The organism is Microbulbifer hydrolyticus, from assembly GCF_009931115.1.
Lineage (GTDB): Bacteria > Pseudomonadota > Gammaproteobacteria > Pseudomonadales > Cellvibrionaceae > Microbulbifer > Microbulbifer hydrolyticus.
In genome coordinates, this window is the sequence record NZ_CP047491.1 from 3,290,557 (window position 1) to 3,305,237 (window position 14,681).

Here is a 14,681-nt window from a genome sequence, read left to right on the forward strand (position 1 = left end):
CTAATGCAATCCCGCGCCTTTCAATGAAAGCGCGGGGCGGTGAGGATTACTCCTCGCCAGTAGCCTCATCCGCCTGCTCGGCTTCTTCGGCTTTGGCTTCCTTGATGGACAGCTTGATACGGCCGCGCTGGTCCACGTCCAGCACCTTGACCTTCACCATCTGGCCTTCGCTCAGGTAATCGGTAACCGCGTTTACACGCTCTTCGGCGATCTGGGAGATGTGTACCAGACCGTCTTTACCCGGCAGGAAGTTCACGAATGCACCGAAGTCGACGATGCGAACAACCTTACCTTCGTAGATGGCGCCAATCTCGGCTTCCGCAGTGATTTCCTCGATGCGGGTTACCGCCGCTTCCAGGCTCTCACCGTCTTCACCGAATACCTTGATGCTGCCATCGTCTTCGATATCGATGGAAGCACCGGTCTCTTCGGTGATGGAACGGATGGTCGCGCCGCCTTTACCAATCACGTCGCGGATCTTGTCCGGATGGATCTTCAGGGTGGCGTAGCGCGGTGCATTCTCGTTCACCACGGAGCGGGACTCACCGATCACCTTGTTCATTTCCGCCAGGATATGCAGACGTGCGTGCAGGGCCTGCTCCAGAGCGGTTTCCATGATCTCTTCGGTGATTCCTTCGATCTTGATGTCCATCTGCAGCGCAGTCACACCAGAAGCGGTACCGGCTACCTTGAAGTCCATGTCGCCCAGGTGGTCTTCGTCACCCAGGATGTCGGTCAGAACGGCGAAGCCTTCGTCTTCCTTCACCAGGCCCATGGCGATACCGGCTACCGGTGCTTTCAACGGTACGCCCGCATCCATCAGCGCCAGGCTGGAACCACATACGGATGCCATGGAGCTGGAACCGTTGGATTCGGTGATTTCGGAAACCACACGCAGGGTGTAAGGGAAGGATTCCGGATCCGGCAGTACCGCAGCGATACCGCGGCGGGCCAGGCGGCCGTGGCCGATTTCGCGACGACCGGTAGCGCCTACACGACCCGCTTCACCTACCGAGTAGGGAGGGAAGTTGTAGTGCAGCATGAAGTAGTCTTTGCGCTCGCCTTCCAGGGCGTCGATGATCTGGGCATCGCGAGTCGCACCCAGCGTGGAAACGACCAGCGCCTGGGTTTCACCACGGGTGAACAGTGCGGAGCCGTGACCTTTCGGCAGCACGCCCACTTCTACGCTGATCGGACGTACGGTTTTGGTGTCGCGGCCGTCGATACGAGGCTCGCCGCGAACCACGGCACCACGCACGGTTTTCTTCTCAAGCTTGCCGAAGTAGCTCTTGACGGTACCTTCGTCGACTTCGTCGCTCGCCAGGGCTTCCGCCGCTTCGTTGCGCAGCTCACCCAGACGGGTGGTACGCTGCTGCTTGTCGGTAATTTTGTACGCTTCGGCAACTTTTTCGCCAAACTGTGCTTCCAGGGCGGATTTCAGCTCTTCGTTCACCGCTTCCGGCTGCCAGTCCCAGGTAGGCTTGCCTGCTTCAGCCTTAAGTTCTTCACAGACCTTTACCACCGCCTGCATTTCCTGGTGAGCGAACAGCACCGCGCCCAGCATGATGTCTTCAGGCAGCTCTTTGGCTTCGGACTCAACCATCAGTACCGCATCTTTGGTACCGGCCACAACCATGTCCAGCTCGGATTCTTTCAGCTCGCTGTAACGCGGGTTCAGCAGGTAGCCGTCTTTCTCGGAGTAACCTACGCGCGCAGCGCCGATCGGGCCGCTGAAGGGAATGCCGGACACAGACAGTGCCGCAGAAGTACCGATCATGCCGGCGATATCCGGATCTACGTCTTTTTCCGCGGACAGTACAGTGATCATTACCTGTACTTCATTCATGAAGCCATTCGGGAACAGCGGACGGATCGGGCGATCGATCAGACGGGAGGTCAGGGTTTCTTTCTCTGACGGGCGGCCTTCACGCTTGAAGAAGCCACCGGGAATTTTGCCGGCCGCGTAGGCCTTTTCTACATAGTGCACGGACAGCGGGAAGAAGCCCTGGTCTGGCTTGGCTTCCTTGGCACCAACTACGGTACACAGCACTACGGTTTCACCCATGGTGACCAGCGCTGCGCCTGTTGCCTGGCGTGCGATACGGCCGGTCTCGATGGTGACCTGGTCTTTTCCGTACTGGAAGGTTTTGGTTACTGGATTCACTAGTATCTTTCCTGTTTCCTTTGCGTGCTGGCCCATTCCAGCAACGCTTTGCCTACATGTGATGAACAAACTCGCTGTTCATCCTGCGCTGCGTACCCACACTGCGGACCACACAAACGCCAAAATCCGCTGACGGCGGACCGACAGCGGAAATTGTTTCGGGCTTTCGCCCTCGGTTCCCGGGTACATCTGCTGCGTACTTCAGGAACCCGAATTCTATATAGAACAATGCCCGCCGAGGGGCGGGCATTGCAGGGTCTTAGCGACGCAGGCCGAGCTTGGCGATCAGCTGTGCGTAACGGCTCAGATCCTTGCGCTTCAGGTAGTCCAGCAGCTTACGACGCTGGTTTACCATGCGGATCAGACCACGACGAGAGTGGTGGTCTTGCTTGTGGGAAGCAAAGTGACCCTGAAGCTTGTTGATGTTGGCAGTCAGCAGGGCTACCTGGACTTCCGGAGAACCGGTATCACCTTCAGACTGGCCATGCTCTTTCAGGATGGCTGCTTTTTCGTTTGCAGACAGTGCCATAACGAATTACCTCGTTCGTAACATGCTTTGAAAATTCGGCTGGCCCGTGCATGTTTACAGACCAGCTAGTCATGAAAAACCGGATCCACCTGCAAGCAGGCCGTTTCCGGTTTATTTTACCAACCGACGGGGTGCAACCCGTCCGTCATCAGTAATCTCTCCAACGCCTAGAAATTCACCACTTTCCAGGAAGAGGCGCACCATATCACCTTCATCGCCCAAGCGGTAGACCTGCAGATCCATTACCGGCTGTCCCTGACGCAGATAGTAACCTGTGTCATCCGCGAGGATCATCTTGGGCAGGCCTGAGGCGGGTGAATCCGCCGGTAGCAGGTGGTGATCCAGCACTTCCGCGCGGTCTTCACCGCGCTCCTCGGTCAGTTCGTCCAGAGTGACCGCATCTTCCTCCAGATAGGGGCCGGCGGCGCTGCGGTGGAGTTTTTCCACAAACGCGCCCACACCCAGCGCCTTGCCGAGATCCTCGGCCAGGCTGCGGACATAGGTGCCCTTGGAGCAGTGCACCTCGACCTCCGCTCGCGGCAGCTTGTCGGGCGCCTCCGCCGCAGGGATGAACTTCAGCAGCTCGTAGGAAAAAATCTCGACTTCGCGCGCTTCCCGCTCTACCTCAATGCCCTGACGCGCCAGCTTGTACAGCGGCTGGCCATTGTGCTTGAGGGCGGAGTACATGGAGGGCACCTGGCTGATGGTACCGCGAAATGCCGCCATGGCATCCCGCACCTGCTGTTCAGTAAGTCCGGATGCGTCGCTGGTTGCCACCACATTACCATCGGCATCGCCGGTTTCCGTGGTCATGCCGAAACAGAAAGTGCTGCGGTAGCGCTTGTCCGCGTCGAGCAGGTACTGGGAAAACTTGGTCGCCTCACCGAAACAGATCGGCAGCACACCGGTTGCCAGGGGATCCAGCGCACCGGTATGCCCCGCGCGGTTGGCGAAGAACAGGCGCTTGGCTCTCTGCAGGGCGTCGTTGGCAGAAATGCCGGCGGGCTTGTTGAGCAACAAAACCCCGTCGATCTGCCGGCCCCATTTAGGTCTGCGGCCCATCAGTCGTCGCTATCTTGGTCGACATCCTGGTCGCCGTCTTCTGATTTGCTCTTGTCCGACTTGACCGCCTTTTCGATCAGCGCCGAGAGGTGCTGGCCGCGCACGGAGGTTTCGTCATAGCGGAAATGCAGACGGGGGATCGAGCGCATCTGGATCTCCTTGGCGAGCTGGCTGCGCAGGAATCCCGCGGCTTTGTTCAGCGCCTCCATGGAGATATCGATCTTGCTGCGGTCGTCCTCACCTACCAGGGTCACAAACACCTTGGCGGTGGCGAGGTCGCGGCTCACTTCCACATCATTGACATTGACCATGCCAACACGCGGGTCGCGCACTTCGTGCTGAATCAGCCGGGCCAGCTCGCGACGCATGGCGTCGGCTACCCGGTCAGCACGATGAAATTCTTTGGCCATTTTTTACCTATTTACCTACGGAAAAAACCGTTCTCCCGGAACGGTTTTATCGTCGCCTGAAAGCTGCAGGCGCAGTTACCAGGAACTGCTGACAACCGTCAGGCTCACGCCGGCAGCTTGCCGGCGGCGGCACCTCCATGTGCCGCCCATCATCTGAACCTAACCCAGCAAAAACTCAGAGTTCGCGGGCTACCTTGACGATGTCGAAGACTTCGATCTGGTCGCCAGGCTTGACGTCATTGTAGTCCTTAACGCCGATACCACACTCCATACCGTTGCGGACTTCCTGGACGTCGTCCTTGAAGCGACGCAGGGACTCCAGTTCGCCCTGGTAGATCACCACGTTATCGCGAAGTACACGGATCGGCTTGTTGCGGTATACGGTACCCTCAGTGACCATACAGCCGGCAATTGCGCCAAACTTAGGCGAGCGGAATACATCCCGCACCTGTGCGATACCGACGATCTCTTCGCGCAGCTCCGGATCCAGCATCCCGGACAGGGCCTGCTTCACTTCGTCCAGCAGGTTGTAGATCACGCTGTAGTAGCGGATTTCCACGCTCTCGGTTTCCGCCAGCTTGCGCGCGGCAACATCCGCACGGGTGTTGAAGCCGATCACGATTGCGCCGGAGGTCAGTGCCAGGTTGATATCGTTTTCGGCAATACCACCCACGCCACTGGATACCACATTCACGGACACTTCTTCGTTACCGATTTCCGCCAGCGCGGACTGGATGGCTTCCAGAGAGCCGCGCACGTCGGCTTTTACGATAACCGGCAGTACTTTCTTCTCACCGGCTTCCATGTTGGCAAACATGTTTTCCAGCTTGGCGGCCTGCTGGCGCTGCATGCGCTCGCGACGCTCTTTGTCCGCGCGCTGCTCGGCCACTTCACGGGCCTTGCGCTCGTCTGCAACCACCAGGAATTCGTCACCGGCATTCGGCGTGGCATCCAGACCCAGCAGTTCGACCGGGGTGGACGGGCCGGCTTCCTTGACGGATTTGCCCAGCTCGTTGGTCATCGCACGTACGCGACCGTAGCTCTGGCCTGCCAGCACGATATCACCGCGCTTCAGCTCGCCGTTCTGGACCAGCAGGGTGGCAACCACACCGCGGCCTTTTTCCAGGCGGGATTCAATCACCACACCGCTGGCCGGTACTCCGACCTTGGCTTTCAGCTCCAGCATTTCGGACTGCAGGGAAACCGCTTCCAGCAGTTCATCGATGCCCTGACCGGTGTGCGCAGACACCTCGATAAACTGGGTATCGCCACCCCAGTCTTCCGGGATAACGTCTTTCGCGGCCAGTTCGTTCTTCACACGATCCGGATCGGCCGATTCCTTGTCACATTTGTTGATCGCGACAACCAGCGGCACACCCGCCGCCTTGGAGTGGGCAACCGCTTCTTCGGTCTGCGGCATGACACCGTCATCTGCCGCCACCACCAGGATGACCACATCGGTAGCCTTGGCACCGCGGGCGCGCATGGCGGTAAACGCCGCGTGTCCCGGGGTATCCAGGAAGGCGATCTCGCCCTGGCTGGTCTTCACCCGATAAGCACCGATGTGCTGGGTAATACCGCCGGCTTCGCCAGATGCCACTTTGGTCTCGCGGATGTAGTCCAGCAGAGAGGTTTTACCGTGGTCGACGTGACCCATTACGGTCACTACCGGTGCGCGGGACACCTCTTCGCCCTCGATATCCTGGGACTGGGCGACCAGTTTCTCTTCCAGCTCGTTCTCGGAGCGCAGGACAACCTTGTGACCCATCTCTTCGACGATCAGGGTCGCGGTATCGCGATCCAGGCTCTGGTTGATGGTGACCATTTCGCCCATTTTCATCATGCGCTTGATCAGTTCACCGGCTTTGACATTCAACTGCTTGGCAAGATCGCCGACGGTGATCGTCTCACCCAGTTGCACTTCGTACACTTGCTTTCCTGTCGGCCGCTTGAAGCCGTGTGTGTTCTTTACTTTCAGCGTCGGGCGAGACAGCGAGCGGGTGCTGCGCTTCTCTTCCTCGTCACTTTCAAAGGCTTCCAGTGCAGCATCGTACAGAGAAGTCTTGCTGGACTTCTTGGGGCCACTCTTGCTGCGACGGCTGCGGCGCTTGCGCGGCTCGTCGTCGTCGCGATCAGTGGTCGCTTCCGCTTCCACTTTACGACGCAAACCGGGTTTGGCCGCGGCAGCGGTGGTAGCGGCCTCTGCTGCCGGCTTCTGCTTGGCCTGTTCCGCGCGGTCTTTCTGCTCTTGTTCAAGACGCGCACGCTCGGCTTCTACCTTGGCCTTCTTCTCTTCCAGCTCGGCCGCTTCGCGCTCGTTTGCTTTTTTACGACGCTCCATCGCGGCAATACGCATGGCTTCTATATCATCGACATAGGTAGAGCGAATTGGCGTGGGCTCGGGCTTGGCGGGTTTTGGCTTGGGCTCGGCCTTGGCCTCTACCGGCTCTTCGGCCTTCTCAGGTTCGGCGCTCACGGCAGCCTCTTCGGCGGCTTTGGCTTCCGCTTCCTGCTTGGCCTTGGCAGCCTCTTCCGCTTCCTGCTTGGCCTTCGCCTCTTCTGCGGCGCGGGCCTTGGCATCGGCTTCGGCAGCCTCTTGCTCAGCGAGGGCGCGCTCGGCGGCTGCTTTTTCCGCCGCTGCCAGCTCTTCCTCGGCCTTCTGCAGTGCGGAGGTATCCAGTTCAGCCTCGCTTTCTGCACCTGCGCGTTTTACATAGGTGCGCTTCTTGCGGACTTCCACGTTCACGGTCTTTCGGCCGGTGCCAGATCCGGTCTTGAGCGTCGTAGTGGTTTTTCGCTTGAGGGTAATCTTCTTCGGTGCAGCAGCCTGCTCCCCGTGACTACTTTTCAGGAAGTTAAGCAGGACCTGCTTCTCTTCTGCGGATACGGTCGCATCTGCTGAAGTGTGGGGCAAACCCGCTTCCTGCATCTGCTTGAGCAGACGCTCTTCGGTGGCACCTACCGATTTGGCGAGTTCGCTAACTGTTACTTCGGCCATTCTTTCTCCTAAAAAGTCGCTTGTGGCGGAGCAGTATTAGTTCATTTTACTGCTCCACCCTTGGCCTGCTGAGCAGGCAATTCGGGGCGCACACACAGCACAGTGGTGCGCGGGGCCGGGCTCTCGCCCGGCACTCGGGCATTAAGCCTCTTGGTCACTGTCGTCGGCGAACCAGGGTTCGCGAGCTTTCATAATCAGCGCTGCGGCACGTTCCTGGTCCATACCTTCAATGTCCAACAGGTCATCCACGGCCTGCTCTGCGAGGTCTTCCATGGAAGCCACACCACGGCTTGCCAGCTGGAATGCCAGCTGACGATCCATGCCTTCCATATTCAGCAGGTCTTCCTGCGGCTCTGAAGCGTCCAGCTCCTCTTCCGAGGCCAGCGCCTGAGTCAGCAGGGCGTCTTTCGCACGGGCACGCAGTTCTTCGGCGATCTCTTCGTCGAAGCCCTCGATACCGAGCATTTCTTCCAGCGGTACATAGGCCACTTCCTCGAGAGAAGTGAAGCCTTCGTCTACCAGCACGCCGGCGACGTCTTCGTCGATATCCAGGCGCTCCATGAAGACTTCCATGATGCTCCCGGACTCGGCTTCCTGCTTGGCCTGCCAGTCTTCAATGCTCATTACATTGATCTGCCACTGGGTCAGCTCGGACGCGAGGCGCACGTTCTGGCCACTGCGGCCGATGGCCATGGCCAGGTTTTCTTCTGCGACAGCAACGTCCATGGAACCGGCATCTTCATCCACCACGATGGACTCGATTTCTGCGGGCGCCATGGCATTGATCACGAACTGGGCGGGGTTGTCGTCCCACAGCACGATATCGACACGCTCGCCAGACAGCTCATTGGAAACCGCCTGAACCCGTGCACCGCGCATGCCAACACAGGCGCCTACCGGGTCGATACGACCGTCATTGGTGTTCACGGCGATCTTGGCGCGCAGGCCCGGATCACGTGCAGCACCGCGGATCTCGATCACCTGCTCGGAAATTTCCGGCACCTCGATGCGGAACAGCTCGATCAGCATCTCCGGGCAGGAGCGGCTCAGCATCAGTTGCGGACCGCGGGCTTCCGGCTGAATCTCCAGCAGGATGGCGCGCACGCGGTCACCCAGGCGGAAAATTTCACGGCCGACCAGCTGATCACGCGGCAGGCGCGCTTCGGCGTTGTTACCAAGGTCCACCGCAATAAAGTCGCGGGTTACCTTTTTCACGGTACCGCTTACCAGGTCGCCGACTCGATCGCGATATTCATCGACAATTTTGGCGCGCTCGGCTTCGCGTACCTTCTGCACGATCACCTGTTTGGCGGTCTGCGCAGCGATACGACCGAACTCGACGTTTTCAACCTGCTCGCGGTAAACATCACCGGCTTTCAGCTCGGTATCCTTCTCGTGGGCTTCTTCCAGAGTGAACTGGGTGCCCAACTCCGCGAGGGTGTCGTCGTCTACTACTTCCCAGCTACGGAAAGTATCGTAGTCGCCGGTCCTGCGGTCGATGATGACCTCGATGGTGGAATCTTCGTCGTAGCGCTTCTTGGTGGCCGTTGCAAGGGCCGCCTCAATTGCCTGGAAAATAATATCCCGGTCAACGCCTTTCTCGTTGGAAACCGCCTCGGCTACCAGCAAGATTTCTTTGTTCATTCAGCTGCCTCTTCAAAAACGCTACGTACTGACTATCCAATGCTTCGGTGACCGCTGTTACGACAGCGCCGCCGGCTACTAATGCATTGCCCTTACTTCTTTCCGCCCTCGAACGTCGGGACGATATTCGCTCTCTCGATACTATCGATCGGCAACAGATATTCATTTTCGCTGTCGATTCGCAGGACTATTTCATCCCCCTCCACGCCAGCCAGCAGGCCGCGCCATTTACGCTGCCCATCCAGAGGCATGCGCAGTCGCAATTCCACCTGCGCGCCGATAAAGCGCTGGTACTGCTCAAGCTTGTACAGCGGCCGATCCATACCCGGGGATGACACTTCCAGGGTGTAGCGGCTGTTGATCGGGTCTTCCACGTCCATTACCGCACTGACCTGGCGGCTGACCTTCTCGCAGTCTTCCACGGAAATTCCACGCTCCGCATCGATATAGATCCGCAGCAGGGCGTTGCGGCCGTGGGTCTGGTAATCGATCCCCCACAGCTCACAATCCAGTGACTCGACCACCGGAGCCAGAAGCTCTTCCAAAATTTCGCGCTTGCTTGCCATATCACCACTTTGGCCCGGCGATCGGCCGGGGCAGATGTGCAACGGCATCTGCACGTTGCAAAAACAAAAAATGGGCAGCGAAGCTAGCCCCACGGTCCGAATGAGAAACCGCGGCGCCGACTCCCGGCCCATTCGGATGGCAAACCAGGACAGGCCTGTTTGCCGCAGATACGAAAAAGCCCCTAACAGGGGCTTTTACTGCGTAGTCACATATTACTACATGTGGCTACAGAATTTGGTAGCGGGGGCAGGATTTGAACCTACGACCTTCGGGTTATGAGCCCGACGAGCTACCAGGCTGCTCCACCCCGCAACAACTCTAGGGTTTGGCGACCGCTTAGACCTCATGAAGTATAAGCAGAATTTGGTAGCGGGGGCAGGATTTGAACCTACGACCTTCGGGTTATGAGCCCGACGAGCTACCAGGCTGCTCCACCCCGCACCAACGACCCTGGAAACCGCCCCTGGTAAAGTTCGGTTTCCTGCGGTGGGTTGCCCCAACCGCTCAGAGGCTGCGCATTCTATTGACCGCCCCCCGGGGAGTCAAGCCACATTTGTCATTTCTTCCGCCACCCGGTGAATGCGACTCGCGCGTCGTCACACCACACCCTCGCAAGGCCATATATTACGCCACTCTCGCGCTCGTTCGAGACGGTGGAGAGGGCACGAAAAAATATTTACACCATCGCAATTGATATCAATTCTCATTTTCTTTAGTATCTCGCCAAATCATCACAAACGCGACGTCCAGCCACCGGAGCAGCCCGCCCCGAGTGCCGGATACGCCGCAACCGCGGTGCGGCCTGAAGTCCTTGCTGCCCCCGACTTATATAAATTCACACAACATCGTATTAGGAGCCCCGCATGCGCTGCCTGAAGACTTCTATTGCCCTGGCCATTGCGACTGCCAGCACAGCCACCTTCGCCGCGGAAACGGATTCCCTTATAGAGGAAGAAGTTGTCGTAACAGCCAGCCGTACCGAAAAGCCCCTGAGCGCGATCCCCAACACCGTCACCCTGATCGACCAGCAGGAACTGACCAGCCAGATGGCCGCCACCAGCGACCTGTCGACCATTCTCGGCAACCTGATCCCCAGCTTCTCCCCCAGCCGTCAAAAGATGACCAGCTCCGGCGAGAGCCTGCGCGGCCGCAAGCCGCTGTACCTGATCGACGGCGTGCCCCAGTCCAACCCGCTGCGCAATGGCGGGCGCGACGGCCACACCATCGACCCGCTGGTACTGGAGCGCGTGGAAGTGATCCACGGTGCCAACGCGATTCACGGCATGGGGGCTTCAGGCGGCATCATCAACCTGGTTAGCCGCACCCCCAGCGACGAGTTCCAGCAGAGCGTGCGTGTCGAGTCTGCACTTCAGAGTGAGGACTTGGGTGAATCCGCGGGATACAACGGCAGCTACAGCCTCTCCGGCAAAGTGGACGCAGTGGATGTACTGGCGAGCGTTACCTACCGCAGTAGCGGTGTCGGCTATGACGCCAATGGCGATATTGTCGGTTTCGACAATACCCAGGGCGATACCATGGACAGTGAAACTACCAATGCCTTTATCAAGACTGGCTACAGCTGGGACGACCAGCGCGTACAGCTGACCGTCAACCGCTTTCTGGTGGAGGGCAACAACAACTGGTTGAGCGTGGACGGCGATATCGCCGCCGGCATTGCCACCACCGCCGTCGAAGCCCCGGTACCCGGCGATGCGCCCTCCAACGAGGTCACCACCATCAATCTGCAGTACAGCAACGAAGACCTGTTCGGCCAGAAAGTACGTGCCCAGGTATTTTCCCAGGACTTCGCCGGCACTTACGGGGGCGGCACCTTCGGTACCTTCCAGGACCCCGCCTACGGCGATGAAATCTTTGACCAGTCCCAGAACAACTCGGAAAAGCGCGGCCTGAAACTGACCCTGATCAAGGACGATATCGCCGGCAGCGCAATCAGCCTGGCCTATGGTGTCGACCTGCTGCAGGACGAAACCTGGCAGCAGCTGGTACAGACCGGCCGCGCCTGGGTTCCACCAACCAAGTACAAAAGCACGGCACCTTACGCGCAGGCCGAATTCAGCGGGATCGAGCAGGTGACCATCACCGCCGGCGTGCGCCATGAGCGCTCCAAACTGAACGTCGATGACTTCACCACCCTGGCCTCCTATGGCAGCCAGTTTGTGGAAGGTGGCAACCCCGAGTTCAGCGAAACCCTCGCCAATATCGGCGCAACCTACGCGGTAACCGATAGCCTGCGCATCTACGCCAACTACTCCGAAGGTTTCTCCATGCCCGACGTCGGCCGGGTACTGCGCGGCATCAGTGAGCCGGGCCTGAATGCGGAGAGCTTCCTCGAACTGAAACCGATCCTGACCCAGAACCATGAACTGGGCCTCGACTTCAACAACGAGCGCTTTGGAGCGCAGGTCGCGGTTTACTCCTCCGACTCCGATTTTGGACAGCGCCTGGCTCTGGGCGATGACGGCATCTACAGCGTAAAGCGTGAAAAAACCGACATCGATGGCGCCGAGCTGCGTGGCCAGTGGTTTGCGACCGACACCGATACCCTGGAAGTCCGCTACGCCTACACCAAGGGCCGCTACGACAACGATGGCGACGGCAAGGTGGATACTGACCTGGACGGTCGCAATATCTCTCCCAACCGCTTCAACCTGAGCTGGGCACGCAGCTGGACCGAAAACCTCAGCACCCGCCTGCAGGCCAACTGGCTGCTGGACCGGGACTTTGAAAACAGCACCGGTGAAATTACTACCGAATTCAACGGCTACACCATTGTCGACGCGAGCGCACAACTGAAGGCGCTCGGTGGCGAGTTTGCCCTGGGCCTGCAGAACCTGACCAATGAAGACTATTTCACCTACTACTCCCAGACCGCGGGCAACAACACCCGCAACTTCAAGGGACTGGGGCGCAGCGTGAACCTGTCTTACTCCAAGGTATTCTGATCGGCGGTAGCCGCGAAAAATGTTCGCCTGCCCTGCAGGCGAACCAAAACAAGCTCTTATCCATGCGCAAAACATTTTTCATCCTGCACAAGTACGCCGGCCTGTTCCTGGGCCTGCTGCTTTCACTGATCGGAATCACCGGCAGCCTGCTGGTGTTCGATCATGTGCTGGATGAAACCCTCGCGCCGGAAACCGTCACCTTCCGCCCCTCGACACACCCGGCCAGCTACGCGGAAATCCTTGCCGCGGCCCAGGCCGCCGTTCCGGGCAACCCCTCCCCTACCCGGCTGATGATCCAGCGGCAGGCCGGCAGCCCGCATGTGGTCCGCTTCCCGAGGCCGGAGGGCGCTCCCGGACCTGTCGAGGTTACGGTGTCGCCTACGGATGCGGAGGTGCTCGCCGTGCGCGGCTGGGGCACACCCGAGTACACCATGACCTGGATTTATCGCCTGCATTACACCTTGCTGGCCGGTAAAAACGGCAAGACCGTGGTCGGGCTGATGGGGCTGCTGTTGATGGTGTTCTGCGTAACGGGCGCGGTGTTGTGGTGGCCAAAACGGAGCAGGGCAAAAAGTAACGGCAAAAACGGGCAGCGCGACTGGAAGCGCGCCTTCTCGATATCCCGCAGTGGCAACCGCTTTCGCTTCTATTTCGACGTGCACAAAGTGTTTGGAATCTATTTCCTGCCGCTACTGCTGATGATCAGCTTTTCCGGTGTGACCCTGGTATTTCCGCAGCAGGTGGAAGCCGTGGTCGGCAGCCTGTTCGCCACCGAGCCACGTCCGGCCCTGCCGCCATCGCGCACCGACCGCGGCGTGCCACTGACCGCCGACGAAGTGGTTGCCATCGGCGAACGCGCCTTCCCCGGCGGTGTGCTCAAGCGTATCTACCTGCCCCGCAATGAAGGCGACAGCTACGGCCTGACGTTTCGCGCCGATGGAGAGGCGTGGACCAATTATGGTGCGAGTATCGCGCGGGTGGACCAGTACAGCGGCGAGCTGTTGATGACACAGAACGTCACCGAGATCCCCCTCGGCAACAAGATCCTGCGCTGGCAGTTCCCCCTGCACAATGGCGATGCCCTCGGTATTGTTGGACGCTGGCTGGTACTTTTGGCAGGCTTGGTTCCGGCGCTTCTGTTCGCCACCGGCAGCTACCTCTGGTGGAAGAAACGCCGGCTTCAGCGCCAGAAGGCATCGACGGCGTCCGGCAATGCCCGGATACGCCAGACTTCTGCCGCCTGAATCAACGCTGGCAGCGTCAAGGTTCAACTGCTAGTTTGAATCCACTCCCCGAACGAAGATAAGGAAATCCACCGTGAAAGCCATCGGGCTGCATCAGTACCTGCCGATCGACAAAGAAGAGTCCCTCGCTGACCTCAACATAGACCGCCCCACGCCCGGCCCACGCGACTTGCTGGTGTCGATCAAGGCCATTGCGGTCAACCCGGTAGACACCAAGGTACGCGCGCCCAAGGCCACGCCTGTCACCGAAACCACCCCCAAAATTCTCGGCTGGGACGCAGCCGGCGAAGTGGTCGCGGTTGGCAGTGAGGTGAAAAACTTTGCCGAGGGCGACCGGGTTTTTTACGCCGGCGATATCACCCGCCCGGGCTGCAACAGCGAATTCCAGCTGGTGGATGAGCGTATTGTCGGGAAAATGCCCCGCACCCAGGACTTCCAGGCCTCGGCGGCACTGCCACTGACCAGTATCACCGCATGGGAAGCACTGTTCGACCGGCTGGGTATTTCGCCCGAGGGCAAAGACAGCGGGAAAACGATTCTGATCGTCGGTGGTGCGGGTGGAGTGGGCTCGATTGCCATTCAGCTGGCGAGCACACTCGCCAAGCTAAACGTCATCGCCACCGCCTCACGAACAAAATCCAGCATGTGGGTGAAGGAAATGGGTGCCCGGCATGTGGTGAATCACCGCAACCCGCTGGACCAGGAGCTGAAAGACATCGGCTTTGAAAACGTCGATTATATTCTGTGCCTGAACAATACCGACCAGCACTTTCCAGCGATGGCCAGTGCGATCAAGCCCCAGGGGAAAATCTGCACCATTGTGGAAAATACGGCGCCCCTGGAAATCGGCCTGCTGAAAGCCAAAAGTGCGACGTTTGTGTGGGAGTTCATGTTCACCCGCGCCATGTTCCAGACCGAAGACATGGAACAGCAGGGCGTATTGCTCAACCGCATCGCCGAACTGATCGACCGGGAAACGCTGGTGACCACGGTGGGAGAAACCATCGAGCCCATCAATGCCACCAACCTGCGCCTCGCCCATCGTCAGCTGGAGACAGGAAGTACGATTGGAAAGATTGTGCTGGCGGGGTGGGAGTGAC

Annotated in this window: 10 protein-coding genes and 2 tRNA genes; 3 read left to right on the top strand and 9 right to left on the bottom strand. The window is 59.2% G+C overall.

Annotation, left to right across the window (positions count from 1 at the left end; translation table 11 throughout):
- Window positions 1-46 precede the first annotated feature (46 nt).
- The 9 genes from pnp to GTQ55_RS14120 form a co-directional block, all read right to left on the bottom strand.
- Complete coding sequence (gene pnp, locus GTQ55_RS14080) at window positions 47-2,164, bottom strand: polyribonucleotide nucleotidyltransferase (protein WP_161859314.1); 2,118 nt, start codon at window positions 2,162-2,164, stop codon at window positions 47-49.
- Between the two features lie 259 nt (window positions 2,165-2,423).
- Window positions 2,424-2,693, bottom strand: coding sequence for a 30S ribosomal protein S15 (rpsO, locus tag GTQ55_RS14085; RefSeq protein ID WP_161859315.1), 270 nt, complete (start codon window positions 2,691-2,693; stop codon window positions 2,424-2,426).
- A gap of 111 nt (window positions 2,694-2,804) precedes the next feature.
- Window positions 2,805-3,755 carry a tRNA pseudouridine(55) synthase TruB gene (truB, locus tag GTQ55_RS14090; RefSeq protein WP_161859316.1) on the bottom strand — a complete coding sequence of 317 codons (951 nt, stop codon included), beginning with the start codon at window positions 3,753-3,755 and terminating at the stop codon, window positions 2,805-2,807.
- Window positions 3,755-4,165, bottom strand: coding sequence for a 30S ribosome-binding factor RbfA (gene rbfA / locus GTQ55_RS14095; protein ID WP_161859317.1), 411 nt, complete (start codon window positions 4,163-4,165; stop codon window positions 3,755-3,757). Before rbfA ends, truB begins: the two co-directional genes overlap by 1 nt.
- A gap of 175 nt (window positions 4,166-4,340) precedes the next feature.
- Window positions 4,341-7,163 (bottom strand): translation initiation factor IF-2, encoded by a 2,823-nt coding sequence (infB, locus tag GTQ55_RS14100; protein WP_161859318.1) that lies wholly within the window; start codon window positions 7,161-7,163, stop codon window positions 4,341-4,343.
- 141 nt (window positions 7,164-7,304) lie between these two features.
- A complete protein-coding gene (nusA, locus tag GTQ55_RS14105; protein WP_161859319.1) occupies window positions 7,305-8,807 on the bottom strand; it encodes a transcription termination factor NusA in 1,503 nt (500 codons plus the stop codon).
- A gap of 92 nt (window positions 8,808-8,899) precedes the next feature.
- On the bottom strand, window positions 8,900-9,373 hold the full coding sequence (gene rimP / locus GTQ55_RS14110) for a ribosome maturation factor RimP (RefSeq protein WP_161859320.1): 474 nt from the start codon (window positions 9,371-9,373) through the stop codon (window positions 8,900-8,902).
- Window positions 9,374-9,609: 236 nt separating this feature from the next.
- Window positions 9,610-9,686, bottom strand: a tRNA-Met gene (locus GTQ55_RS14115).
- Window positions 9,687-9,738: 52 nt separating this feature from the next.
- Window positions 9,739-9,815, bottom strand: a tRNA-Met gene (locus tag GTQ55_RS14120).
- 422 nt (window positions 9,816-10,237) lie between these two features.
- Here GTQ55_RS14120 and GTQ55_RS14125 point away from each other — a divergent pair.
- From GTQ55_RS14125 to GTQ55_RS14135, 3 genes are all read left to right on the top strand, one after another.
- On the top strand, window positions 10,238-12,337 hold the full coding sequence (locus GTQ55_RS14125; protein WP_161859321.1) for a TonB-dependent receptor: 2,100 nt from the start codon (window positions 10,238-10,240) through the stop codon (window positions 12,335-12,337).
- Window positions 12,338-12,399: 62 nt separating this feature from the next.
- Window positions 12,400-13,581: a PepSY-associated TM helix domain-containing protein gene (locus GTQ55_RS14130; protein WP_161859322.1), complete on the top strand. Its 1,182-nt coding sequence runs from the start codon at window positions 12,400-12,402 to the stop codon at window positions 13,579-13,581.
- A 73-nt stretch (window positions 13,582-13,654) separates the two neighbouring features.
- Complete coding sequence (locus GTQ55_RS14135) at window positions 13,655-14,680, top strand: zinc-binding alcohol dehydrogenase family protein (RefSeq protein WP_161859323.1); 1,026 nt, start codon at window positions 13,655-13,657, stop codon at window positions 14,678-14,680.
- Window position 14,681 lies beyond the last annotated feature (1 nt).

What these genes read in the sequence shown, in the direction of transcription:
- truB (WP_161859316.1), bottom strand. Translation starts at nt 3,755, where the DNA reads ATGGGCCGCAGACCTAAATGGGGCCGGCAGATCGACGGGGTTTTGTTG.
- rimP (WP_161859320.1), bottom strand. Translation starts at nt 9,373, where the DNA reads ATGGCAAGCAAGCGCGAAATTTTGGAAGAGCTTCTGGCTCCGGTGGTC.
- GTQ55_RS14130 (WP_161859322.1), top strand. Translation starts at nt 12,400, where the DNA reads ATGCGCAAAACATTTTTCATCCTGCACAAGTACGCCGGCCTGTTCCTG.
- GTQ55_RS14125 (WP_161859321.1), top strand. Translation starts at nt 10,238, where the DNA reads ATGCGCTGCCTGAAGACTTCTATTGCCCTGGCCATTGCGACTGCCAGC.
- nusA (WP_161859319.1), bottom strand. Translation starts at nt 8,807, where the DNA reads ATGAACAAAGAAATCTTGCTGGTAGCCGAGGCGGTTTCCAACGAGAAA.
- rbfA (WP_161859317.1), bottom strand. Translation starts at nt 4,165, where the DNA reads ATGGCCAAAGAATTTCATCGTGCTGACCGGGTAGCCGACGCCATGCGT.
- infB (WP_161859318.1), bottom strand. Translation starts at nt 7,163, where the DNA reads ATGGCCGAAGTAACAGTTAGCGAACTCGCCAAATCGGTAGGTGCCACC.
- rpsO (WP_161859315.1), bottom strand. Translation starts at nt 2,693, where the DNA reads ATGGCACTGTCTGCAAACGAAAAAGCAGCCATCCTGAAAGAGCATGGC.